Source organism: Polyangium jinanense (assembly GCF_028435265.1).
Taxonomy (GTDB): Bacteria; Myxococcota_A; Polyangia; order Polyangiales; family Polyangiaceae; genus Polyangium; species Polyangium jinanense.
Map to the genome: position 1 here is coordinate 793,250 of NZ_JAGTJK010000002.1, position 23,261 is coordinate 816,510.

Below are 23,261 nucleotides of genomic sequence, written 5' to 3' on the forward strand. Positions count from 1 at the left end.
GCGGGCGTTCCCGTCCTACGGATCAAGTGTCGTAGTAGAGGAAGAACTCGTAGGGGACGGGGCGGAGGCGCACAGCATCGAGCTCGCGCTCGCGCTTGTACTCGATCCACGTGTGGATGATGTCCCGCGTGAAGACGTCGCCCCGGAGCAGGAACTCGTGGTCGCGCTCGAGGGCCGTGAGCGCCTCGTCGAGCGAGCCAGGGCACTTCGGCACCTCCTTGAGCTCCTCGGGCGAGAGCGCGTAGATGTCCTTGTCGAGCGGATCGCCCGGATCGATGCGGTTCTGGATGCCGTCGAGGCCCGCCATCATCATCGCCGCGAACGCGAGGTAGGGGTTGCACGAGGCGTCCGGGAAGCGGACCTCGATGCGACGGCCCTTCGGCGAGTTGCCAGCGGCGACCGGGATGCGGATCGCGGCCGAGCGGTTGCGGCTCGAGTACGCGAGGTTCACGGGCGCCTCGTAGCCGGGGACGAGCCTTCGGTAGCTGTTCGTCGTCGGGTTCGTGAGGGCCGCGAGCGCCTTCGCGTGCTTCAGGATGCCGCCGATGTACCAGAGGCCGATGTCCGACAGGCCCGCGTAGCCGTCGCCCGCGAAGAGGGGCTTGCCGTCCTTCCAGAGCGACTGATGGCAGTGCATGCCGCTGCCGTTGTCGCCGAAGAGGGGCTTCGGCATGAACGTCGCGGTCTTGTTGTGGCGCTTGGCCACGTTCTTCACGACGTACTTGAACCACATGAGCGTGTCGGCCATCGAAGTGAGCTTGTCGAAGCGCACGCCGATCTCACACTGGCCCGCGCTCGCGACCTCGTGGTGGCCGACCTCGACGAAGACGCCGCTCTCGATGAGCGTGGTCATCATGTCGCCACGCACGTCGCCGAGCGAGTCCGTGGGCGAGACCGGGAAATACCCTTCCTTGTGGCGGATCTTGTGCCCGAGGTTCGGGCCCGCCTTGCCCGTGTTCCACACGGCCTCGTCCGAGTCGATCTCGTAGAAGGCGCCGCGCGGCGAGTTGTCGTAACGGACCGAGTCGAAGACGAAGAACTCCGCCTCGGGGCCGAAGAACGTCGTGTCGGCGATGCCCGTCGCGCGGACGTGGTTCTCCGCCTTCTGCGCGATGTACCGCGGGTCGCGGCCGTAGGGCTGGCCCGTGACCGGGTCGGAGATTTTGCAGATGAGCGAGAGTGTCTTCTGCGCGTGGAACGGGTCGATCTTCGCCGTCGTCGGATCGGGCGTCATCGACATGTCCGACGCGTTGATGGGCTGCCAGCCGCGCACGGAGGAGCCGTCGAAGCCGATGCCCTCCTCGAACATGTCCTCGTTCAGCCGACTCGCAGGGATCGTCGTGTGCTGCCAGATGCCCGGCAGGTCGATGAACTTGAGGTCGACGAACTTGCAGTCGTGATCCTTCGCGAATTGAATGACGTCTTTCGGCTTCATGATTTGTTCTCCGTCAGATCGCGTCCTCGCCGCGCTCCCCGGTGCGGATGCGGACGGCTTCGTCGACCGGGACGACGAAGATCTTTCCATCGCCGATGCGACCGGTCTTCGCGCTCTTCTCGATGGCGTCGATGACGCTCTGGACCATGTGGTCCGGGACGACGATGTCGAGCTTCACCTTGGGGACGAAGTCGACGACGTACGCCGAGCCGCGATAGACCTCTTTCTTGCCGCCGGTGCGACCGAAACCCTTCACCTCGGTCACGGTCATGCCCTGGATGCCGACCTCTGCGAGGGCATCCTTGACCTCGTCGAGCTTGAACGGCTTGATGATCGCCTCGACCTTCTTCATCTCTCGGACCTCTCGCTCGGGGGGCCGGACGTGGTCTACGGCCCCCTCGGTTTCGGGAATGTTTCAGGCCACGCGGGGCGGGAGAAATTCCGCGCCCCCCGCATGGAGGACGGAAATTTGGTGACCTTCGTCGCCAACATCCAGCCTCGGAGTGCAAGAGCCCACGGGAAGGCGTTCGCCCGAGGCCCGCACTTCCGGGCGTTCCGAAGGCAATCGGCATCCGCCTACGTCGTAGAGTTGTCGGCGGGTTCCACCTCGCCTACCCTCGCGGGCGAGTTCGCCCTTTTCCGTTCGTCGCCGATGACCTGATGGCCTCACCGACCTCGACGAAGCTACCGGTAGGTACCATCCTGTCGGGGAAGTACAAGATCACCCGCGAGATCGGCCGTGGTGGGATGGCGGCCGTCTACGAGGCCGAGAACATCGACATCGGCAAGCGGATCGCGATCAAGGTCCTCGCGCAGGAGCTGACCACCTCGATGGTGGTGGTGGAGCGCTTCTTCCGTGAAGCACGCGCCGCCGCCGCGATCCGCAGCCCGTACATCTGCGACGTGTACGACTCGGGCCGCCTCGAGGATGGTCCGCCGTTCCTCGTGCTCGAGCTGCTCGAAGGCGAGTCGCTCTACGAGCGGATGACGAAGGTCCGCTACTTCGACGTGCCGACGACGCTGGCGATCGTCACGCAGGTCTGTCGCGGCCTCACGAAGGCGCACGCCGCGAACATCGTCCATCGCGATCTCAAGCCCGAGAACATCTTCCTCGGCAAGGACGAGGACGGGCAGCTGCTCGCGAAGATCCTCGATTTCGGGCTCGCCAAGTTCTACACGCCGCTCGACGGATCGGGCGGGGCGCAACAAGCGCGTCTCACGCGTGAAGGCGCGGTGTTCGGAACACCCGCGTACATGAGCCCCGAGCAGGTCCGCGGGCAGGGCGCCGTGGATCATCGCGCCGATCTCTGGGCGCTCGCGTGCATCGTCTACGAGTGCTTCACGGGACGGACCGTGTGGCAGACGGAGCAAGGCGTGGCGATGACGTTCGCGCAGATCGCGAGCGCGCAGCCGCCCGATCCACTCGTCTACCGGCCCGATCTTCCGGCGACGTTCAAGGCGTGGTTCGACAAGGCGCTCGATCGAAAGATCGATCATCGCTTCCAGACCGCGCGCGAGTTCGCTGAGGAGCTGTCCGCCGCGTTCGAGACGACGCGGCCGGAGTTTTCCGGGCTCTTCCCCGCCGAGCAGCTCAACTCGATGGGCCGGACCGTGCCCGCGCCGCCGCCCTCGAAGTCGGGCCTGACGGCGACGGGAAGCGACCTTCCGAGGGTGTCGATGTCGCCGCCGTCGTCGACGATGCCGCACCCGTTCGCATCGATGCCGCCGTCCGTGCGCGGAGGTGCGCCGTCGGAGGGCGGGTCGCCGCGCCACACGAAGTCGACGTTCGAAGCGCCGCCGGGCACGCTGGAGCCGCTCGGCCCGGGTTTGTCGCAAGCGCCTCCGAAGCCGAAGACGGCGGCGCTCGGGATCGTGACGGCCGTGGTGCTGGTCGCGCTCGTGGGCGGCGGATACGCGGCCTGGTCGAAGTTCGGTCCAAGCACGAAGGGCGGCGAAGTGGGGACCACGTCGTCGTCTTCGCCAAACGGGAGCGCGAGCGTCGCAGCGCCGCAACCGGCGTCGTCGTCGAGCGTGCGCCCGGCGTCGTCGACGGAGCCCTCGTCGTCCCCGTCGACGCTGCCGTGGAGGCCGCTCGTCGCGGAGGCGCAAACGACGCTCGCGAAGGGTGATCACAAGGGCGCGCTGAAGCTCCTGAAGGACGCGTTCGACAAGGGCGGCCACGGCGTGCCGCGCACGATGCTCGAGCACGTGCAGGTGGCGATCTCGGGCGACGCGGCAAAGTCGCCGTGCTCGCTCACGGGCCTCGCGCGGCCGCGATCGTACGATCTCGGAGCAGCGCAGCCGCGTCGCGTGGGCTCGGGGCGTCCGTGGATCGCGCTCGGTTCGCGCGGGCCGGTCATGGTCTGGACCGACACGCACGAGGGCCCGGAGCACGCGTTCGCGGTCGCGCTCGATGAAGCGCTACGGCCGCTCTCGGATCCGATCGACGTGACGCCGGAGGGCGGCGCGATCACGCGGCCGGTGGTGATGTCGTTCGACGAGCAGCTCGTGCTGCTTTACGCGGACGGGCACGGGACGGAGGCGGGCGTGCACGCGCGCTTGCTCGATCCCGACGGTCGGATCGGCGGGCCGATGGTGAACATCGCGCCGCTGCGCGGGTCGAGCTCGGGCACGTCGATGCAGCGCGCGCCGGACGGCACGTTCCTCGTCGCCTGGTCGGCCGAGGCCGACACGGGCAACGAAGAGCTCTTCCTGCGGCGCCTCTCATCGAAGCTCGAACCCCAAGGCGAGGTCGCGCGCGCGACGGACTTCGTGCCCGCAGGCCCGCAGAAGCCGCGCGTGCGTTCGCCGATGGTCGGCATTGCGGGCGACGCCGCGCACGTGTCGTTCCGGCTCGAGCGCACGCCGAACCAGGTCGCGTATCACATGCGCCTGCCGCTCGCCGACGTGGGCAAGGGCGTCGAGCCGCGCAAGAAGGGCGATCGCAACGATCGGTGGATCGGCAACACGATCGTGGTGAACACCGACAAGTCGAAGGCCGACATGACGGGGATCGCGTGCAGCAAGGACGCGTGCTTCCTCGTGTGGGACGGCGAGAGCAACTCGGGCGTGTCGGCGGCGTACCTCGACGCGGCGAACGCAGAGCCGCTCTGGCGTGACAAACGCTTCAGCAAGCTCGGCGCTCACCCGTCGGTCGGCGTGGACGCCTCGGGCAACGCGCGCATCGTGTGGTTCGAGAAGGGCGGCGTGATGACCGCGCCGATCAGCCGCGACGGCGTCGGTCCTTCCACGAAGATCGCCCGCGTGAGCGGCGCGCAGCCGAGCCCCGCGATCATCGCCGGCAAGGCGCCCGGCGAGTGGTTCATCGCGTGGCTCGACTTCGAGGCGGGGATCCTCGAACCCTACGCGGCGCGCTTCGTCTGCAAGTAACCCGCATGCTGGTCATCCCGCCGCGCGCCGACCTCCGTGCCCAGCCCATCGAGACGCCGCGCCTCCTGCTCGCGCCCGTCGATCCGTCGGACTCGCCCGAGGTGTGGCTCGCGGTGAACGGCTCGCGGCCGATGCTCTCGAAGTGGCTGCCGTGGGTGCAGTACTACACGGAGCCCGCGTCGAGCGTGCGTTTCACGGAGGCGTGCGTGGCCGACTGGGATCAAGGGCGCGCGGTGCGCTTCGCGATCCGGGAGCGCGCGGGGCGCACGTTCGCGGGCGTGGTGGGGCTCGAGTCGTGCGTGCACATGCATCGCTCGTGCGAGCTCGGGTACTGGCTGCGCAAGGAGAGCATGCGTCGCGGGCTGATGACAGAGGCGGCGCGCGCGGCGGTGGAGTTCGCGTTCCGGTACATGGGCGCGCATCGCGTGCGTGTCGCGGCCGCGACGGACAACCACGCATCACTGCGGGTGATCGGGCGGCTCGGTTTCCGCTTCGAGGGCATCGCGCGGCAAGCCGAGTGGTGTGAGAACCGCTGGCTCGATCACGCGGTCTTCGCGCTTCTCGCGACCGATCCGCGCCCGACCTGAGCCTTCCCCTTGAAGGCCGTACGCGGGCGGATGATGCTCGTCCGCGGGGGAGACGAACGTGCGGCGCATCCCGTTTCGACTGTTCCGCGGCAGCCTCCCGCTCTTGCCGGTGGCGCCCGTGCTCGTGCTGGTGATCGGCACCGCGACGGCGTTCGCCATCGCGCTGCTCGGGATCGCGCAGCTTCGGCGGATCAGCGACGACGCATCCTCGCTGCGCGCCGCGGCGATCGCGGGAACGCTGGCCGCGCGGATGCGCGTCGCGACGGTGGAGGAGCGGCACGAGATCGTGGGGCGCGCGGCGAGGCGCAGCGGCACGGAGCTTCTGCTCGTCGAGCAGGGCGGGCAGATCCTCGTGGACGAGAGCTTTGGCCCGCCGAACAAGGCCGAGGTGCAGCGGCTGCTCGCGGCGGGCAGCGGCGAGACGCGCACGGCGCTCGGCCGCGTGCGGTTTGCCGCGCGTCCGCTGGATCCGCCGCTCGACGGGATCGCGGTGCTCGCGTTCGTCTCGGCGCCGAGCCCACCGCCGGGTTACGTGCCTCTCGTGAACGCGGTCGCGGCGCTGACCGTGCTTCTGCTCGGCGTGGCGGTCTCCGTCGCGATCGCCTTCACGAAACAGCTACGCGACGACGTCGACTACGTGCGTGAGCGCATCGTCGACATGGCGCGGCCCGACGCGGCGCCGACGGGCGAGCCGATCCCGATTCGCTCGCTCGATCAGGTCGGCGTGCTGACGGCCGCGTTCAACCTGCTCGTCACGCGTTTCGCGGCTGCCGAGCGCAGTTACCGCGCGGATTTGCTCCAGGCCTCGGAGATGGACAAGGAGCGCTCGGCGTTCCTCGCGGGCCTCAGCCACGAGCTGCGCACGCCGCTGAACGCGATCCTCGGCTTCGCGCACGTGCTCGAGAGCGAGGTCGACGGCCCACTCAGCGACGAGGCGCGCGAGTCGCTGGCCGTGATCCGGACGAGCGGCGAGCATCTGCGGCAGCTCATCGACGACATCCTCGAGCTTTCCGCGCTGGAGACGGGCACGCTGCAGCTCTCGCGTGGCCCCGTGGACGTCCGTCAGATCGCCGAGCAAGTCGTGCGCGAGGCGACCGCGACCATCAAGGACAAACCGTTGGGGCTCGAAGTAACGGGTGAGAGCCGGCTCTATGCGTACGCGGACAAACGGCGCGTTCGGCAGATCATCACGAACCTCGTTTCGAACGCGGTGAAGTTCACGGTCCGCGGATCCGTGACGGTGAAGATCGAGGCGCGCGGCTCGTTCGTCGCGATCGTCGTGCGCGACACGGGGCCGGGCATTCCGCGCGAGCAGACGGCGGCAATTTTCGAGGAGTACCGGCAGCTCGGCGACGCGCAATCGCGCCGCCGCGGCACGGGGCTCGGCCTCGCCATCACGAAGCGGCTCGTGCACATGCACGGCGGCACGATCGACGTGAGCAGCGAGATGGGGCGCGGCTCGACGTTCACCGCGACCCTGCCGTACCTCGCGGATCCGGGCGCGATCGTGGAGTCGTCGAGCGACTCGCGCGTGATCGATCTGTCCTCGGATCCGCCGCCGCGCCCCGCGCGCCTGCTCGACTCGATGACGCCGCCGCCGATGCCGCTTCCGCGCAGGGAGGGCGAGCGATGACGAACGTCGCCCGCACCTTCACGCGCAACATCCTGGGACGCCAGCTCCTCACGGGCTTCGCGGGCTTCTTCGCGATCGCACTGCTCGCGCCGAACCTCATCGTGCTCGACTGGACGATGACGAAGCACATCCTCGTCATCGGCGCCGCGCTCGCGGTCGTCGCGTTTGGCCTGTGCCTGCTCGTGACGCTGCTCCGGGTCCGCAAGCATCGCGCGCTCCTCCACGTGCTGTCGGGCGGCACCGCGACCGTACGCGCGCAGGACTTCGGCGAACTCGCCTCCCTGCCGAGCGCGATCACGATGCGGACCTTCGTCGTCGGCGCGGTCGTGTCCATCATCGGCCTCGCGCCCGGCGTCCGCCCGGACAAGCTCGATCAGGGACGCGCCATCAGCCTGCTCTGCCTCACGATCACCATCGTCGGGGCCGCGTCGCTCATCCAGTACGTGTTCATCCGCGCCGCCACGGTGCGCCTGCTCGAGCTCGTCCCGATCGAGCCCATCACGACGCTGCTCGAATCACAGGAGCTGCACCAGATCCCGCGTCGCAGGCTCTTGCAGAAGTTCTTGATCGCGGTCGTCGCGCCCGTCGCGCTCGTCGGCGTGGGCGCGGTGCTCACGACGCACGCGCACATGCGCACGCTCACCGAGCAGAGCCGGAAAAACACGGCGCTGCTCCTCGCGAAGATCGCGCTCGATCCAGGGCCGGGGCAGGGCAACAAGAACGCGCGGGAGGACGCCGTGGCCGCGGCCGCGGAGCACGGGTTCCTCGCGCGGATCACGGGCCCGCGGCGCGACGGTGATCCGACCTTCCGGCGCGAGGCCGACGGCGAGCTCGTGCTCAGCATGCCGCTCGAAGACGGCCAGGCCGACGTGCGTTTCACGGCCGAGCTCGATCCCGCCGTGACGACCGAGGGCGTGGGGATCGCTCTCGCGTTTGGCCTCGTCGCGGCGCTGCTCGGCGTGCTCATCGGCCGGGCCCTCGCGGACGATCTCAAGCTCGCGACGCACCGCGTGCGCTTGCTCGGCACGGAGAGCGTGCTGCGCGGCGTGACGCAGATCGCGCGGCCCGCGCGCTTCGAGCTCGTCGCGCGGCTCGGCCGGGCCATCGAGGTGCTCGCCGAGCGGTTTCGCATCTTCGCCGGCGCGCAGGAGCGCGCGCTCGAAGCGCAGGAGGCCGCGCAACGCATGCGAGGTCTGCTCTTCGCGAGCGTGAGCCATGACCTGAAGAGCCCGCTCAACGCGATCCTCGGCTTCGCAGATCTCGTCGGCCGCGAGGAGCTCACCGTGAGCCAGCGCGAGAGCCTGGCGCTCATCACGAACCGCGGCCGCGAGCTGCTCGGACTCATCGAGTCGATCCTGGACACCGCGCGCGTCGAGGCCGGTCAGCTCACGCTCATGCCGCGCGCGACCGAGGTCGCGCTCCTCGCGACGGAGGCCGTGCGCAAGGCGCGCGAGCTCGCGGGCGACACGCAGAGCGACGTCGTCCTCGAGGTCGCGGAGGGCCTGCCGATGGTCCCCGTGGATCCTGCCTACGTCGCGCGCGCGATCGCGGTCGTCGTGGCGCACGGGATCCGCACGTCCGCGGCCGACGCGGCCTCTCGCGCGGTTCGTGTGCGCGCCCTCCGTCCTGCCGAACCGGGCCAGGCCGTGCGGATCGACGTCGAGCTCGGCAGCCGCAACACCACACGCGCCGAGCTCGAAGCCCTCTTCGCCCGCCGCGCCACCTCGCGTGGCCGCGGCCTCACCCTCGGCTTGAGCCTCGCGCAGTCGATCATGGAGCTGCACGGCGGCTCCGTGAAGGTGGAAGACACCCCCGACGGCGCGCCCGTCATACAGTGCTGGCTCCCCCTCGTGATCCCGGGCAGTCGCCCGCGGCTCTCCTCGAAGCCCGCCCTCGGCTGAACCGGCGCCTTCCCTCCTTCCTTCGTACGGGCTACGTCCTCACGCATGTCCGAGCGCGTGATCTCTCCGGCGTCCACCGCGGACGACGACCGCTTCGATCGTCTCTTCCGGCCGGACTCGCTCGACGAGTACGTCGGGCAGGACAAACACCGGCAGAACCTCAAGGTCTTCGTCGAGGCCGCCAAGCGCAGGCGCGAGCCGGTCGATCACACGCTCTTCTGCGGCCCGCCCGGCCTCGGCAAGACGACGCTCGCACACATCGTCGCGCGCGAGATGGGCGTGAACCTGCACGCTACGAGCGGCCCGGCGATCGAGCACAAGGGCGCGCTCGCCGGCCTGCTCACGAAGCTCGAAGCGCGCGACGTGCTCTTCATCGACGAGATCCACAGGCTCACGCCGGCCGTCGAGGAGAGCCTCTACCCCGCGATCGAGGCGTTCAAGATCGACATCATGACGGGCGACGGCCCGTACGCGACGACGATCCAGCTCGCGCTCAAACCCTTCACGCTGATCGGCGCGACGACCCGCACGGGCCTGCTCACGGCGCCGCTTCTCTCGCGCTTCGGCTACGTCGTGCGCCTCGACTTCTATCCCGTCGAGGATCTGCAGCGCATCATCACGCGCAGCGCGCGCCTCATCGAGGTGCCCATCGACGACGCAGGTGCCCGCGAGCTCGCCGCGCGCGCCCGCGGCACGCCGCGCGTGGCGAACCGCCTCTTGCGCCGCGCGCGCGACTTCGCCGAGATCCTCGGCACGGGCCGCATCACCGCGAAGATCGCCAGCATCACCGCCGAGCGCCTGGAGATCGACGCCGCGGGCCTCGACGAGATGGATCGGCGGCTGCTCATGGTGATCATCGATCACTACGACGGAGGCCCGGTCGGCATCGACACGATCGCGGCCGCGCTCAGCGAGCCGCGCGACACGATCGAGGACGTTTACGAGCCTTACCTTCTCCAGCAGGGTTTCCTCGGCCGCACGCCGCGTGGACGTATCGCCACGCGAAAGGCCTACGAGCACCTGGGCAAGCCGATGCCCGTGAAAGGCACACCGCAGGGCGATCTGTTCTCCTGAGACGGAAGAGCGGCAGCACGTTTCCCTTCCTGCGCGACCGCGGATAATCTCGTTCCGTGCTCCCCGCGCTCCCCGTGCTCGTCGTCGACGACGACGCCGTCAGCCGACACGTGCTGACGCAGGCGCTCGCGGGCGCCGGGATCCCCGTGGCCACGGCGGCGTCCGGCACCGAGGCGCTCGCGTGGCTCGCCGAGCGAGACGCGTCGCTCGTCCTGCTCGACCTCGTCATGCCGCCGCCCGACGGCTTCGAGGTGCTCCGTCACCTGCGCGAAGACACGCGCATCGGTGATGTCCCCGTCGTGGTGCTGACGGCGCTCGACACCGACGACGACATCACGCGCGCCTTCGACGCGGGCGCCGACGACTTCGTCCGCAAGCCGTTCCGCCCCGCCGAGCTCCTCGCGCGCATCCGCGGCCAGCTCCGCATGCGCGAGTACGTCGACGCGCTCTGGCGTCGCGAGCGGGACGCGCGTGTCGTCCTCGAGCTCACGCAGGCGCTCTCGTCGACGCTCGACTTCCGCGACATCCTCTTCACGGTCGTGCGCCGCATCGCCGAGGTCGCGCGGGTCGATCGATGCAGCATCGTGCTCGTCGGCGACAACGTCGACACGGGTTACGTCGTGGCCGCGAGCGACGATCGCGACCTGCGCGATCTGCCCATCGTGCTCAACAAGTACCCCGAGATCCGGAGGACGCTCGAGACAGGCGAAGTCCTCGCGATCGAGGACGCCGCGACGCACCCGCTCTTCGAGGTCGTTCGCGCGGATCTGCCGCAGAACTCGTTCCGCTCGCTCGCGCTCGTCCCGATCGTCTACGACGACAAACCCATGGGCGTGCTCTTCCTGCGCGCCCGGCAGCCGGGGACGATGCGGGATCACGAGCTCTCGCTCGCGCGCACCGTGGCGAACGCGACGGCCATCGCCCTGCGCAACGCGAAGATCCTCCAGTCGCTCCGCGATCAGACGCAGGAGATCAACGTCGCCCGCTTCGAGGCCGAGCGCCGCCTCGCCGCGCTCGAACGATACGCCGACTTCTTCCACTCGGCCGCGGACGGCATCGTGGTCGTCGACGTCGACGGCCGGATCCTTTTTTCGAACCCGCGCGCGCGCGAGATCACGGGCCTCACCGAGGAGCAGCTCGCCGCGAGCCGCCTCGCCGACGTCGTCGATCCGAAGGACCTCCCGACGCTCAACCGCATTCGCAGGAGCTTCAAGCGGAACGTCTTCCCGAGCATGGTCGACATCACGATCCGCCGTTCGAGCGAGATCGCCTGCGAGCGCCGCATCATCAGCGTGAGCTCGAGCTCGGTGCTGCGGGAGGACGGCGGCGCGATCCTCGTGAGTCTGCGCGACGTGACCGACGATCGCGCGACGGCCGCCGAGCTGAAGAAGACGAAGGAGTTCTTGGAGCGCGTCATCGAGAGCTCGGTCGACGCGATCATCTCGGCCGACAACGAGGGCGTGATTCGTCTCTTCAACCGCGCCGCGGAGCGCATCTACGGCTACCGCGCGAGCGAGGTCATCGGCACGATGAACGTGCGTGATCTCTACGCGCCGAACCGCGCTTCGCAGATCATGCGGCTCATCAAGTCACCGGAGCACGGAGGCCCCGGGAGGCTCGAAGGCTACCGGACGGATGCGCTCGCCAAGGACGGCACGCTGATCCCAGTGCTCCTCTCGGCCGCGCTGATCGTCGAGGACGATCGTCCCGTCGGCTCCGTCGGTCTCTTCACGGATCTGCGCGAACGCCTGCGCATGGAGGCGAAGCTGACGAAGGCGCAAGACGAGCTCCGCGCGCGCGAAAAACAGGCGCTCATCGCGGAGCTCGCGGGCGCGGCCGCGCACGAGCTCAACCAACCGCTCACGAGCGTGCTCGGCTACGCGGAGCTCATCAACCGGAGGGCGGAGGACCCGGCGTCCGTCCGCTCTGCGGCCGCGACGATCCTCGGGGAGGCGGAGCGAATGGCCGAGATCGTCCGGAAGATCGGCAAGATTACGCGCTACGAAACAAAGGCGTACGTGGGGGCAGCGAAGATCATCGACCTAGACCGGTCCAGCGAAGAGGACCCCAACCGAGCGCTCGGGTGAGAGATGGGTGCCGAAGGTCTCGAAGCTCCGATACGGGAATCTCAGATCCCGATCACGCAAAGGAAAGCGATGCGACGCGATCTCCCCGTCGAGTGGCTCGACGCTTTGCTCGTCGCCTCGTGCGAAATCCCGCCCGATGCGAGCGCAGAGCAAGCCACGACGTCGCTCGTCGCCGCAGCCTTCGATGTGCTGTCCGACGCGGCGATCGGCGTCTGCGTGCCCGGCGGCAGTGAGGGACAGGTCGTCGTGCGCCGCGGGGCGCGCAGCGACGGCGCCGAGTCCCCCGATCCGACGCGGCTCTTCCCCGAGTACGCGTTCGAGCGTGTCGTCGTCATCAACGGCGACGAGGGCTCGACGTTGCACCTCGCCTCCGACGACGAGGCGCGCTTCTCGGGCACGGGCTCGATGGAAGCGTTCGTCGATCGCCTCGCGCTCGCGCTCGGCGCGGCACTGCGCAACGCCCGCATGCATCGCGCGGCGCGCGCGCACGGCAGCGAGGTGAAGGAGCTCGAAGCGCAGGTCATCCAGGCCGGCAAGCTCGCCTCGCTCGGGCAGATCGCCGCCGGCATCGTGCACGAGCTCAACAACCCGCTCACGTCGATCGTCGCGTACTCGGACTACCTCCACAAAAAGGCCCTGCGCACCGAGGCGGATCCCGCCGACGTCGAGCGCCTCGCGCGCATCAACGAGGCTGCCGAGCGCATTCTGCGCTTCTCGCGCGACCTCATGGCGTACTCGCGCCCCACCGCGTCCGTGCCCGCGCCCGTCGCCATCCACGAAACGATCGAGCGCGCGCTCGTCTTCTGCGATCACGTGCTTGGCGAGATGAACGTGATGGTCGAGCGCGCGTTCGGCGACGTGCGTCTCGTCCGCGGTGTCGCCGGTCAGCTCACGCAGGTCTTCGTCAACCTCTTCACGAACGCCGCGCACGCGATGCGTGAAAGCGGTGGACGCCTGAGCATCAAGACCACGATGTCCGAGGCCGGCGACACCGTTCGCATCACGATCCAGGACGAAGGCCACGGCATCGACGCCGCGCACCTCGAGAAGATCTTCGAGCCGTTCTTCACGACGAAGACCGACGGCACAGGCTCGGGCCTCGGGCTCAGCATCGTGCGGAACATCGTGGCGTCGCACGGCGGCAAGATCCGCGCATACGCGCATCCGGAGAGGGGCACGGTCTTCGAGCTCGCTCTCCCGCTTGCCGCGTCTCCGAGCGAGCCCCCGCAGCGCTGACGGCGCGCTCTACTTCGCGAGGAGGCGATCGCCCTTCTGCGGGAGCTCGACCGACGTCGCGCCGTTGCGCTCGTAGGGCATGTACCGCGGCGGCACACCGCGCGCGGCGTTCGCGTCCGCGTCCGTCATGATCTGCCAGTGCAGGTGCGGCGCGAACGAATGCCCCGAGTTGCCGCATCGACCGAGCTCGGTGCCGGCCGGGACGAACATGCCTTTTCGCACGCGCACGGTGCCCGGGATGAGGTGCGCGAAGAGCGAGTACTCGCCGTTCTGATGATCGAGCACGACGAAGTTGCCGTGCATGTCGTACTTGTTCGCGCGCCCCGGGACGTTGTCGGGCACGCCGTCGACCGCGATCACCACGACGCCCGGCGCGTCCGCGACGATCGGCTGGTTGTACGAGGGATGGTCCTCGTTGCGCTGGGATCGCGGCATGTCGTCGTCGATCACGAGATCGAGCGCGTAGGCCTGGTCGTTGTTCGCGCCGTAGTGCGTGCGGTAGACGCGCCACTTGCCGACGACCGGGAGCCGGTAGGTCACCGTCCCGGGCGCGTAGCGCGGCATGTTCGGAGGAGGAGCGCTTCCGCCGCAGGCCGAGATCAGGAGGCTTCCGGCGATGAGGAGAGGAGTGAAGAAAGACGAGCGGGGGAGCATCCGCTCTTCACTATACCGAGTTCAGGGATTGACCTTGATCCCGATGACGAGGACCCCGCCCTTGTGGTTCTGGCCGGCCACGAAGAAGGTCTCGCCGGCCTTCGCGTTGACCTCGAGCAGCGGGAGGAAGTCGCTGCCGCCGGGCTTCTGGATGCTGGCGCTGATCACGTAGCGCTTCGGTTCGCCCTTTTTGCTCGGCTGGATCACGTCCTTCAGCGAGACCTTGAGCACCCGGTCGTTCGGGAGCTTCAGCGTGGAGGGGCTCGCCTTCGACGAGGTCTGCTTCGAGCGATCGAGCAGCTTGTAGCTGTTGTACGAGGAGAACGGCGGCTTCGCGAGCTCGGGCATCTTGCCGATCTTGGCGTCGATGCCCGTGCCGTCGTTCGTGCCGTGGAGGACCACGATCTCCATCGAGACGGACGTGTCCGCCTGAGCGGCGGCGTCCTGGGCATGCGCCACGGAGGGCCCGTGCCCGAGCGAGAGCCCGAACGCGGCCACGAGCAAAGCAATCAGCGGGAGCCTCATTGTTCTCCTCCAGCGGAATCGTCGGCCAACCACACGACGGTGGTGGTGTGGTTCGACGTGGCAGCCTCTGCCGGCACGTAAAAGATCGTGCCGATTTTGGTGCCAAAGTCGACGGCCGCGACGGCCACGCCCGGCTCGGCATCGCCGTCCTGCGCCTCCGATTCGGCCGCACGAGGCGCCTCCGCAGGCGTCGGGGCGGGCGCAGCGGGCAGCTCCTCGGGGGTCGTGACCGCGGCCACCGGCGCGCCTTGCGAATGCGGCGTACCCACGTCCATCCGCCCCCAGATCATGAGGCCCGCCGCCGCTGCGACCGCGATGGCCGCGAGCGCGAAGATCCCACGCGAGTTGTCGTTCGACGGCGCCGACTTCGCCGCCGTCTTGCCGAAGCCCGGCCGGAGCAGCGGTTTCACCTCGGCGTCCTTGCGCTCGACCGGCGCCTCCATCAGCGCGGGCGCGGCGTCCCTCGCGTCATGCATCGGACTCTTGTCGGCCGCGATCCGCGCCATGATCCCATCGGTCAGGTCGATCTCGGCGGCGCCGTTCTCGGCGTTCTCCCCGACGATCGACGACGCGAGTGACAGCGCGGCGACCTTGCTTCGCAGCACGCTGTCGCGCGCGAGAGCCTGACGAACCTCGCGCAGGCGCTCGCCTTCGAGCTCGCCGTCGACGTACATCATCAGCTCGAGGTCCGTCGGCGGCCGCTTCGTGCGCGTCTCGCGCGCTTCTCCGTTCATCGTCTTCGTGGTCACGGCGCCTCCTCCGGCTCGGCTGCGATCTCGTCCGTATTGCCGCTCCGCGAACGCCCTTCCTCCGCGTAGCAATCCGCGAGCGCGCGCTGGAGCTTCTGCCGGGCGTGGAACAGCCGGCTCATGATCGTCCCCTTCGAGACGCCCATGGCCACGGCCATTTCTTCGTACGACATGCCTTCGACCTCACGCATCAGAATCACGCCTCGGTGGTAGGGGGGCAGGGCATCGAGGGCGGCCTGGATGCGACCCGCGATCTCCCGGCGGCGCATGACGTCGATCGGGTCGGCGCCATCGATGCGAGAGACCAGCGGAAACTCCGTCGGCTCATCCGAAGCGGCTTGCCCGTCGACGAGCTCCGCGTCCCGACGCCCAGGCTTGCGCATGAGGTCGATCGCCAAATTCGTGACGATCCGGTAGAGCCAGGTGAAAAACGACGATCCACCCTGGAAGGAGTTGAGGTTGCGGTAAACCCGCAAGAAAGCATCCTGAACCAGCTCGCGTGCGTCGTTCTCGTCCCGGACGAGACCCATCGCGATCGCGAAGGCGCGGCGCTGGTGGCGCTCCACGAGCCGCCTGAACGCCGCCTGGTCCCCCTTCTGTGCCCGAAGGATGAGCTCACGATCTTCCTCTGCCTCCCGCCTTCGGGCCTCTTTGTTGGACGCCTCCTGCGAAGACCTATTCACGCGGCCGAGACGGCCGATCGCGGCTTCAGGAGGCGGGGCGTCAGGGAGATCGTCCGGCAGCCCCAGGGCGCCTTCAGTCTGGTCGTCCGTCGGGTCGGCCGGCTCGGGCCGGAGGGACTCGTCCGGGGGCGTGGGAATGGGGGGCACGGCGAGGTGGTACTCTAGGCGATCGGCCTTCCGGCCGGAAGGTCAAGGCTCCTCACGGTCGTCGATCGGCTCGAGCTCGGCAAGCGTCACGCGGACGTCGAAGACCCGCTCGAGGCGCGCAATCCGCAAGGACACCGTCTTGTTGACACCCGCGATGCTCGCGAGCCACCGGAGCTCGTTCGGATCGGCGACGGGCTTGCCGTCGAACGCGACGATGACGTCGTCGGGCGAAAGCCCCGCACGATCGGCTGGCCCACCCGCGATCACCTTTTGCACCCACGCGCCCTTGCGATCCGGCCGGCGCAGGCGACCGGCCTCGATCGGGTTCAGCGCGTCGACGAAGACCCCGAGCGCGCTGCGCCGGATCTTGCCGTCCCGCAGCAACATGGGCAGGAGCTGCTTGACCATGTTGATCGGGATCGCGAAGCCGATGTTGTTCGCGTTCGCGCGGACGGCCGCGTTGATGCCCACGACCTCGCCGCGCATGTTGAGCAGCGGGCCGCCGGAGTTGCCCGGGTTGATGCTGGCGTCCGTCTGCAGGAAGTTGAAATAACCGCTGGGATCGAGGCCCTTCACGTCGTCGCGCGTGCGGCCCTTCGCCGAGAGGATGCCTGCCGAGACGGTGTGCGAGAGGCCGAACGGGTTGCCGATCGCGACGACCCAATCGCCCACGTCGATCACGTCCGAGTCGCCGAGCGAAAGCGAGGGCAACCCTCGTTCGTCGACGCGCAGGACCGCGATGTCCGTGTGCTTGTCCCGGCCGACGACCGTCGCCCGCATCTCACGGCCATCGACGAAGCCGACGACGATGTCCGTCGCGTCCTCGATAACGTGGTTGTTCGTCAGCATGAACCCCTCGGGGTCGTAGACGAACGCAGTGCCGAGGCCCTCGGAGACGGCGCGCCTTCGACCCGACGAGGTCTCTTTCTCGACGCGCGCCTTCACCGTCGCCACGGCCGGATCCGCCTTCTTCGCGAGAGGCGCGAAGGAGATCGGCGTGCCCTCGGCCGTCACGATCGCCGGTCCGGAAGGCGCGGTCTGCGCGAGCGCCGGAGGCGGAGCGGTGGACGCCGCGCCGCTCGGGAGAGGGATGGCGCCGGGCGGGAGCGACGAGGTCGGCTCGCCCGTTTGGGACGAACCGCCCGGCGACCCGCCGCCCTTGCCACACGCCGACGCGGTCACGAGGAGCCACGAGAGCAGGACGATGAGCGAGAGCGGCGGACGACGTGAGCTCACGTCTCTTTGGATACCTCCGCGAGACGCTCGCGCAACTCGTCGAGGGCCTGCGTGAGGAGCCGCTCCTCGTCGCCCGTGAGGTTTCCCCTCGTCTTTTCCTCGAGCAGCGTGAGGAGCTCGATGTCCTGCTGCGCGAGGTCGAGGCTCCGGTCCGAATGCCCATCCGGGCCGGGCATATCGCCGAGGTGGACGTGCGCCGAGCCGATGATGGACATCACGAAGATCGAGAAGTCGAGCTTCGGGAGCTGCCCCGGCGGCACGTCGCGATCGCCCTGGCTGCTCACGCCTCGCCTGCCTCGTCGGCTGCGTCGTCGATGTCGACGTCGTCCTCGACCGCAGCGCTGCTCGCGGTCGGGGCGGGGGCAGGAGCCGCCGCGACGGGCTGCGGCGCGGGCGCCGGAGCCGAGGTCGCGGAGACGAGCGCGGGCTGCGGGATGCCGAGCGCCTCGGCCTGCGTCTCGAGCTCGGGGAGCCCGGCGAGGTAACCGTCGACGTCCGTCGGCGTGATCACGCCAGCGTCGATGAGGCGCGCGCGCACCCGGAGATCATAGGCAAGCGCGGAAAAGTAACCCTGATCGGAAGCAGCTTTCATCGGTCGTTGTGTCTCCCTTGGTCGGACTTGCTCCCCCCCGGGTGCAGAAGTCTTCAGCGCTTGCGGAGCTGGACGAGCTGTCCGCCGCCCGCGGGCGCGTGGCCATGATCGTGGTCGTGATCATGGTCGTGATCATGGTCGTGATCATGGTCGTGATCGCAGCAACCGCCGCCGTCGCCGGTGGCGCGCTCTTCGAGCTCGGACTGCGCCTCCGCGATCTCCTCCTCGCTCGCCGCGCGCACGTCGTGCACGACGACCTCGAAGCGGACCTTCTGACCCGCGAGCGGGTGGTTCGTATCCACGACGAACGCGTCCGGAAGCACCTCGACCACGCGCATCGCGATGGACTCGCCGTCGGGGGCCTGCGCGATGAACTCGTCGCCGGGCGTCACGTGCTCGCTGTCGGGGAAGTCGGCCTTGTCGACCTCGAAGACGCCTTCGTCGTCGTGCTCGCCGAACGCGTCCGCGGGCTCGACGATGATCTCGCGGCGCTCGCCTGCGCGCATGCCCTCGACCGCTCGTTCAAGGCCCGGGAGGATCTGCGCGTAGCCGTGGACGTACTCGAGCGGCTCGCTTTCGGTCGCGCGATCGACCGTGTCTCCGTCCTCATCGAAGAGGACGTACGAGAGCGAGACGCGCGTATCGGGGCCAATGGCGGGCTGGGACATGGGCCCGTGGATGTGCCACGTAGGTGTCGCCCCATCAAGCCCTGCGTAAGATCCTTCGCCACGGCCGCGCCGGAAGGCTCCTCCGTGCTATCACGGGTTCCGTCATGGCCAATCCGGGAGTGCACCTCGATGCGGGCGGACAGGCCCGGAACAACGCAGCCGAGCGGCCCGACCTGAACAAGGCGCTGTCGCGTGTCGAAGGCCGCGGCAAATGGCTCCGCTGGCTCGTCATTCTGCTCGTCCTTGGCGGCATCGTCGCAGGCGGGATGCTCTACCTGCAGAAGACCAAGCCGCCGCCGCCCGCGCGCTACGTGAGCGCGGCCCTCACGCAAGGCGACGTTTTCGAGACGATCCAGTCGACCGGACAGGTCAAGCCGGTCACCGAGGTGCAGATCGGTGCGCAGGTCTCCGGCCGCATCACGAAGGTCCACGTCGACTTCAACAGCCACGTGAAGGCCGGCGATCTGCTCGCGGAGATCGATACGCAGCTCCTCGGCGCGGAAATCGACGCGAACGCGGCGCAGGTCGCAGCCGCGAATGCGAGCGTCAAGCGAGCCGATGCGAACCTCGAGACGGCGAAGGTGCGGCTCGAGCGGGCGCGCAAGGTGTTCAAGGAAGGCGTGGGATCGCAGGCGGATCTGGATGCCGCGCAAGGCAGCTACGACATCGCGCTCGCCGACGTCGCGGCCTCGAAGGCGCAGGTCGCGCAGCTCAACGCAACGCTGCGGCGCTCGAACACGAACCTCGCGTTCACCAAGATCTACTCGCCCATCGAGGGTGTCGTGATCAACCGCGCGGTCGATCCCGGCCAGACCGTGGCTGCAAGTTTCCAGACGCCGACGCTCTTCGTGATCGCCCAGGATCTCCGCAAGATGCGCGTGCTCGCGGACATCGACGAGGCGGACGTGGGGCGCCTGAAGGAGGGGATGACCGCAGACATCCGCGTCGACGCGTTCCCCGGCGAGTCGTTCAAGGGGCTCGTGAGCCAGGTGCGCTTCAGCCCCGTGAACCAGGCGGGCGTCGTGACGTACGCCGCGGTGATCGAGGTCGAGAACCCCGACATCAAGCTGCGCCCCGGGATGACGGCGACGGCGACGATCCACTCGGCCGAGGCCAAGGGCATCAAGCGCCTGCCCAACGCGGCGCTGCGCTTCAAGCCCTCGCCGCCGATGACAAAGGAAGGCAAGCCCATCCCGCAGGATCCGCTGCCGCCGCTGCCCGCGGGCAAAGGGCGCATCTACGTGCTCACGAACGAGACGCTGGGCGCCGAGCAGATCGAGATGCGCGAGGTCGACATCGGCATCACGGACGGCATCTACACGGTTCTCCGTACAGACATCGGCAGCCTGAAGGTCGTGACCGAAGAGACCGACGCAGGGGCCGCAGGCGGGCGCGGCGGCCGCAGGCCGTTCTAGGCGGGGGACGTGATGAAGGACGTCCCGTCGATCATCGAGTTCGTCGAGATCCACAAGGACTACGTCACGGAGGCCGTCGTCGTGCGCGCGCTCCGCGGCGTGAACCTGACGATCCGGCGGGGCGAGTTCGTCGCGATCATCGGGCAGAGCGGCTCGGGCAAGAGCACGATGATGAACATCATCGGCTGCCTCGATCGGCCGACGCGCGGCAAGTACATCCTCGACGGGATCGACGTCGGCTCGCGGAGCAACGACGCGCGCGCCATCGTGCGAAACCATCTGATCGGATTCGTGTTCCAGGGCTTCAACCTGCTGCCCCGCACGACCGCCCTCGAGAACGTCGAGCTGCCCCTCGTGTACCGAGGCGTCGGCGCCGCGGAGCGAAGGAAACGCGCGCTCGCCTCGCTGAGCGCCGTTGGCCTCGGCGCGCGCCTGCATCACACGCCGAACCAGCTCTCCGGCGGTCAGCAGCAGCGCGTCGCGATCGCGCGCGCCCTCGTGACGCAGCCGCCGCTCCTGCTCGCCGACGAACCCACGGGCAACCTCGATACCCGCACGAGCTACGAGGTGCTCGATCTCTTGCAACGGCTCAACCGGGAGCAGGGCATCACGATCGTGCTGGTCACGCACGAGCGCGACATCGCCGACTGCGCAGGGCGCGTGGTCGAGATGCGTGACGGCTCGGTGCGGCGCGACATCGTGAACGAGAGGCCGACGGACGCGGCGCGCGCGCTCGCGGAGCTGCCGGTCCAGGACGAGCACGGAGCCGCTTCGTGACGGCGATCCTCGCCGCGATCCGGCTCGCGCTGCGCGCCATCGTGCGCTCCAAGCTGCGCTCGAGCCTGACGGTGCTCGGCATCCTCATCGGTGTCGCGGCCGTGGTGATCGTGGTGGCGCTCGGCACGGGCGTGCAGGCGCAGGTCGTCGGGCAGATCTCGAACCTCGGCGCGAACGTCATCTTCATCTTCCCGCAGTCGACGCAGACCTCGGGCGTACGCAGCGCCGACGTCAATCGCCTCACGGAGGCCGATGGACGCGCGCTTCTCTCGGAGGCGACGAGCATCGCGAACGTCGCGCCGTTCAGCTCCACGGGCGCGCAGGTGATCGCGGGCGATCGCAACGCCGTGACGCAGGTGATGGGCGTGTCGCGCAGCTACTTCCCGGTGCGCGGCTTCTCCGTGGACAAGGGCCAGATGTTCACGGAGTCGGAGGAGCTGCTCAAAGCGAAGGTCGTCATCATCGGCGAGACCGTACGCGAAAAGCTCTTCGGCCCCGGAGATCCTATCGGCCAGTACGTGCGCATCGGTCGTTATCCGTATCGCATCGTTGGTCTGCTCGCGAAGAAGGGGCAGTCGCCCTTCGGCGAGGATCAGGACGATCGTGTGCTCATGCCGATTGGCAGCTTCCGTGCGCGCGTCGTGCCAAGTCCGCCGGGGCGCGTGCAGCAGCTCATCGCCTCCGCGACGGACGAGCGGACGGTCGATCGCGCCGTCGCGCAAATCAACGCGATCCTGCGGCAGAGGCACGGGATCGCGCCCGACGCGGATCCGGATTTCGCGATCCGCACGCAGGCCGAGTTCCGCAAATCGTCCGAGGAGATCGTTGGCACGTTGACCGCGCTCCTCTCCTCGATCGCCGCCGTCTCGCTGCTCGTCGGCGGGATCGGCGTGATGAACATCATGCTCGTCAGCGTGACCGAGCGGACGCGCGAGATCGGCATCCGCATGGCGATCGGCGCTTCGGCGGCAAACATCATGACGCAGTTCCTCGTCGAGGCGATCGTGCTCAGCGTGATCGGCGGCGTGTTCGGGCTCGGTATCGGCGCGGGCGTGATCAAGGCGATCGGCGGCGCGCTCGGGTGGTCACTCGAGCTTCCGATGCCCGCGGTGATCGCGGCGATGGCGACGAGTACGGTGATCGGGGTCGTGTTCGGGTTCTTCCCGGCGAGGAGGGCGGCGCTGATGGATCCCATCGTCGCGCTGCGGCAAGAGTGATCGGCCTTTTTCGCGTCTTCTCCGCGATCGCCATCGCCATGCGGGCGGTGCTCCGCAACAAGCTGCGCGCGGCGCTGACGATCCTCGGCATCACCATCGGCATCGCGGCCGTCGTGACGATGACCGCGCTCGGCGACGGCGCGCGCGCGAAGATCAACGGGCAGATCACGAACCTCGGATCGAACGCGCTGATCGTCTTTCCGCAGTCGGCGAGGGCCTCGGGCGCGCGCACGACGGGCGGCTCGAAGCTCTCGGAATCTGACTGTCAGGCCCTCGAGCGCGAGTCGACGAGCATCAGGGCGGCTGTTCCGTTTCTGCGTGCATCGGCGCAGGTCGTCTACGAAGGGCAGAACGCGAAGGCCGAGGTGATCGGCTCGCGCATCGCGTACCTCGAGGTGCGCAACTGGAAGCTCCAGCGCGGCGAGCCGTGGACGGTCTCGGCCGAGAACGTCTCCGAGAAGATCGCGGTCATCGGCGCGGGGACGGCCAAGGATCTCTTCGGCACGGCCGATCCCGTGGGTCGATGGATCCGCATCGGCCGGCATCCGTACCGCGTGCTCGGCGTGCTCGAGGAGAAGGGCCCGTCGCCGTTCGGTCGGAGCCAAGACGACGTCGTGATCATGCCGATCACCACGATGCGCTCACACGTGCGCTTCACGCGACCGGGCGAGACGGACGCCATCATGATGAGCGCCACGAGCCCGGAGACGACCGACCGCGCGAAGAAGCAAGCCGAGGAGATCCTTCGCCAGCGGCATCGCATTCGCGAGGGAGACGAGGACGATTTTCTCATCCGCACGCAGGCCGAGTTCCAGCAGATGCAGGACAGCATCTACGGGGTCCTCTCGCTCCTGCTCGTCGGAATCGCGGCCGTATCGCTCGTCGTCGGCGGGATCGGCGTGATGAACATCATGCTCGTCAGCGTCACCGAGCGGACGCGCGAGATCGGCATCCGCATGGCGATCGGCGCGCGCGAGATGGACATCCTCGTGCAGTTCCTCGTCGAGTCGCTCGTGCTCGCAACGCTCGGCGGGATCGTGGGGACGACGCTCGGCTACGGCGCGATCGTCGGCCTCGGCGCGGCGCTCGATCTGCCGATGAAGCTCGCGCCTCAGGCGCTCGCGGTCGCGCTCGGGACGAGCACGGCGATCGGACTCGTCTTCGGGTTCTTCCCGGCGCGACGGGCCGCGCGCATGGATCCGGTGCAGGCGCTCGGCCGCGAATGAATTGATTGGACCCCAAAAGGACACGCGCC

The 23,261-nt window shown here is 68.7% G+C and carries 21 protein-coding genes; 11 read left to right on the forward strand and 10 right to left on the reverse strand.

The features are described from left to right. Positions 1–22: 22 nt before the first annotated feature. Complete coding sequence (gene glnA / locus KEG38_RS07690; RefSeq protein WP_272418435.1) at positions 23–1,435, reverse strand: type I glutamate--ammonia ligase; 1,413 nt, start codon at positions 1,433–1,435, stop codon at positions 23–25. 13 nt (positions 1,436–1,448) lie between these two features. After that, positions 1,449–1,787, reverse strand: a complete 339-nt coding sequence (locus tag KEG38_RS07695) for a P-II family nitrogen regulator (protein WP_136930265.1) — start codon at positions 1,785–1,787, stop codon at positions 1,449–1,451. Between the two features lie 308 nt (positions 1,788–2,095). Here KEG38_RS07695 and KEG38_RS07700 point away from each other — a divergent pair, with 308 nt between their 5' ends. The 7 genes from KEG38_RS07700 to KEG38_RS07730 all read left to right on the forward strand — a co-directional run bounded on the left by KEG38_RS07700 (position 2,096) and on the right by KEG38_RS07730 (position 13,343). Then, the gene (locus KEG38_RS07700) at positions 2,096–4,825 is read left to right on the forward strand and encodes a serine/threonine protein kinase (RefSeq protein WP_272418436.1); all 2,730 of its coding nucleotides are present in this window, start codon (positions 2,096–2,098) and stop codon (positions 4,823–4,825) included. Between the two features lie 5 nt (positions 4,826–4,830). After that, complete coding sequence (locus KEG38_RS07705) at positions 4,831–5,412, forward strand: GNAT family N-acetyltransferase (RefSeq protein WP_272418437.1); 582 nt, start codon at positions 4,831–4,833, stop codon at positions 5,410–5,412. Positions 5,413–5,470: 58 nt separating this feature from the next. Then, on the forward strand, positions 5,471–7,045 hold the full coding sequence (locus KEG38_RS07710; RefSeq protein WP_272418438.1) for a sensor histidine kinase: 1,575 nt from the start codon (positions 5,471–5,473) through the stop codon (positions 7,043–7,045). Then, the gene (locus KEG38_RS07715) at positions 7,042–8,946 is read left to right on the forward strand and encodes a sensor histidine kinase (RefSeq protein ID WP_272418439.1); all 1,905 of its coding nucleotides are present in this window, start codon (positions 7,042–7,044) and stop codon (positions 8,944–8,946) included. Before KEG38_RS07710 ends, KEG38_RS07715 begins: the two co-directional genes overlap by 4 nt. Positions 8,947–8,991: 45 nt before the next feature. Beyond that, positions 8,992–10,020: a Holliday junction branch migration DNA helicase RuvB gene (ruvB, locus tag KEG38_RS07720; protein WP_272418440.1), complete on the forward strand. Its 1,029-nt coding sequence runs from the start codon at positions 8,992–8,994 to the stop codon at positions 10,018–10,020. 56 nt (positions 10,021–10,076) lie between these two features. Further along, positions 10,077–12,107: a PAS domain S-box protein gene (locus KEG38_RS07725; protein ID WP_272418441.1), complete on the forward strand. Its 2,031-nt coding sequence runs from the start codon at positions 10,077–10,079 to the stop codon at positions 12,105–12,107. A 69-nt stretch (positions 12,108–12,176) separates the two neighbouring features. Then, entirely contained in the window at positions 12,177–13,343 is a 1,167-nt protein-coding gene (locus tag KEG38_RS07730) for a sensor histidine kinase (protein ID WP_272418442.1), read from the forward strand. A 9-nt stretch (positions 13,344–13,352) separates the two neighbouring features. Here the strand turns inward: KEG38_RS07730 and KEG38_RS07735 are convergent, their stop codons facing one another. From KEG38_RS07735 to KEG38_RS07770, 8 genes are all read right to left on the reverse strand, one after another. Next, positions 13,353–13,907 (reverse strand): M23 family metallopeptidase, encoded by a 555-nt coding sequence (locus KEG38_RS07735; RefSeq protein ID WP_272418443.1) that lies wholly within the window; start codon positions 13,905–13,907, stop codon positions 13,353–13,355. 111 nt (positions 13,908–14,018) lie between these two features. Beyond that, entirely contained in the window at positions 14,019–14,522 is a 504-nt protein-coding gene (locus KEG38_RS07740) for a hypothetical protein (protein ID WP_272418444.1), read from the reverse strand. Then, a complete protein-coding gene (locus KEG38_RS07745; RefSeq protein ID WP_272418445.1) occupies positions 14,519–15,271 on the reverse strand; it encodes an anti-sigma factor in 753 nt (250 codons plus the stop codon). Before KEG38_RS07745 ends, KEG38_RS07740 begins: the two co-directional genes overlap by 4 nt. Then, on the reverse strand, positions 15,268–16,101 hold the full coding sequence (locus KEG38_RS07750) for a sigma-70 family RNA polymerase sigma factor (protein ID WP_272418446.1): 834 nt from the start codon (positions 16,099–16,101) through the stop codon (positions 15,268–15,270). The genes KEG38_RS07745 and KEG38_RS07750 overlap by 4 nt, the downstream gene beginning before the upstream one ends. A 42-nt stretch (positions 16,102–16,143) precedes the next feature. Then, positions 16,144–17,337 (reverse strand): S1C family serine protease, encoded by a 1,194-nt coding sequence (locus tag KEG38_RS07755; RefSeq protein WP_272418447.1) that lies wholly within the window; start codon positions 17,335–17,337, stop codon positions 16,144–16,146. After that, a complete protein-coding gene (locus KEG38_RS07760) occupies positions 17,334–17,621 on the reverse strand; it encodes a DUF1844 domain-containing protein (RefSeq protein WP_272418448.1) in 288 nt (95 codons plus the stop codon). The genes KEG38_RS07755 and KEG38_RS07760 overlap by 4 nt, the downstream gene beginning before the upstream one ends. Next, positions 17,618–17,929 (reverse strand): hypothetical protein, encoded by a 312-nt coding sequence (locus tag KEG38_RS07765; protein ID WP_272418449.1) that lies wholly within the window; start codon positions 17,927–17,929, stop codon positions 17,618–17,620. The genes KEG38_RS07760 and KEG38_RS07765 overlap by 4 nt, the downstream gene beginning before the upstream one ends. Positions 17,930–17,982: 53 nt before the next feature. After that, positions 17,983–18,597 carry an FKBP-type peptidyl-prolyl cis-trans isomerase gene (locus KEG38_RS07770; protein ID WP_272418450.1) on the reverse strand — a complete coding sequence of 205 codons (615 nt, stop codon included), beginning with the start codon at positions 18,595–18,597 and terminating at the stop codon, positions 17,983–17,985. Positions 18,598–18,701: 104 nt separating this feature from the next. On the opposite strand from KEG38_RS07770, the gene KEG38_RS07775 reads away from it, so the two are divergent. The 4 genes from KEG38_RS07775 to KEG38_RS07790 are packed head-to-tail and all read left to right on the forward strand — an operon-like array spanning position 18,702 to position 23,232. After that, on the forward strand, positions 18,702–20,012 hold the full coding sequence (locus KEG38_RS07775; RefSeq protein ID WP_272418451.1) for an efflux RND transporter periplasmic adaptor subunit: 1,311 nt from the start codon (positions 18,702–18,704) through the stop codon (positions 20,010–20,012). Between the two features lie 12 nt (positions 20,013–20,024). Then, a complete protein-coding gene (locus KEG38_RS07780) occupies positions 20,025–20,789 on the forward strand; it encodes an ABC transporter ATP-binding protein (RefSeq protein ID WP_272418452.1) in 765 nt (254 codons plus the stop codon). After that, on the forward strand, positions 20,786–22,006 hold the full coding sequence (locus KEG38_RS07785; protein WP_272418453.1) for an ABC transporter permease: 1,221 nt from the start codon (positions 20,786–20,788) through the stop codon (positions 22,004–22,006). The genes KEG38_RS07780 and KEG38_RS07785 overlap by 4 nt, the downstream gene beginning before the upstream one ends. Further along, entirely contained in the window at positions 22,003–23,232 is a 1,230-nt protein-coding gene (locus KEG38_RS07790) for an ABC transporter permease (RefSeq protein WP_272418454.1), read from the forward strand. The genes KEG38_RS07785 and KEG38_RS07790 overlap by 4 nt, the downstream gene beginning before the upstream one ends. Positions 23,233–23,261: the final 29 nt, after the last annotated feature.

Bases quoted from the DNA above. Each gene is read 5' to 3' on its own strand.
- glnA (WP_272418435.1), bottom strand. From the start codon at position 1,435: ATGAAGCCGAAAGACGTCATTCAATTCGCGAAGGATCACGACTGCAAG.
- KEG38_RS07695 (WP_136930265.1), bottom strand. From the start codon at position 1,787: ATGAAGAAGGTCGAGGCGATCATCAAGCCGTTCAAGCTCGACGAGGTC.
- KEG38_RS07700 (WP_272418436.1), top strand. From the start codon at position 2,096: ATGGCCTCACCGACCTCGACGAAGCTACCGGTAGGTACCATCCTGTCG.
- KEG38_RS07705 (WP_272418437.1), top strand. From the start codon at position 4,831: ATGCTGGTCATCCCGCCGCGCGCCGACCTCCGTGCCCAGCCCATCGAG.
- KEG38_RS07715 (WP_272418439.1), top strand. From the start codon at position 7,042: ATGACGAACGTCGCCCGCACCTTCACGCGCAACATCCTGGGACGCCAG.
- ruvB (WP_272418440.1), top strand. From the start codon at position 8,992: ATGTCCGAGCGCGTGATCTCTCCGGCGTCCACCGCGGACGACGACCGC.
- KEG38_RS07730 (WP_272418442.1), top strand. From the start codon at position 12,177: ATGCGACGCGATCTCCCCGTCGAGTGGCTCGACGCTTTGCTCGTCGCC.
- KEG38_RS07735 (WP_272418443.1), bottom strand. From the start codon at position 13,907: ATGCCGCGCTACGCGCCCGGGACGGTGACCTACCGGCTCCCGGTCGTC.
- KEG38_RS07740 (WP_272418444.1), bottom strand. From the start codon at position 14,522: ATGAGGCTCCCGCTGATTGCTTTGCTCGTGGCCGCGTTCGGGCTCTCG.
- KEG38_RS07765 (WP_272418449.1), bottom strand. From the start codon at position 17,929: ATGAAAGCTGCTTCCGATCAGGGTTACTTTTCCGCGCTTGCCTATGAT.
- KEG38_RS07770 (WP_272418450.1), bottom strand. From the start codon at position 18,597: ATGTCCCAGCCCGCCATTGGCCCCGATACGCGCGTCTCGCTCTCGTAC.
- KEG38_RS07775 (WP_272418451.1), top strand. From the start codon at position 18,702: ATGGCCAATCCGGGAGTGCACCTCGATGCGGGCGGACAGGCCCGGAAC.
- KEG38_RS07780 (WP_272418452.1), top strand. From the start codon at position 20,025: ATGAAGGACGTCCCGTCGATCATCGAGTTCGTCGAGATCCACAAGGAC.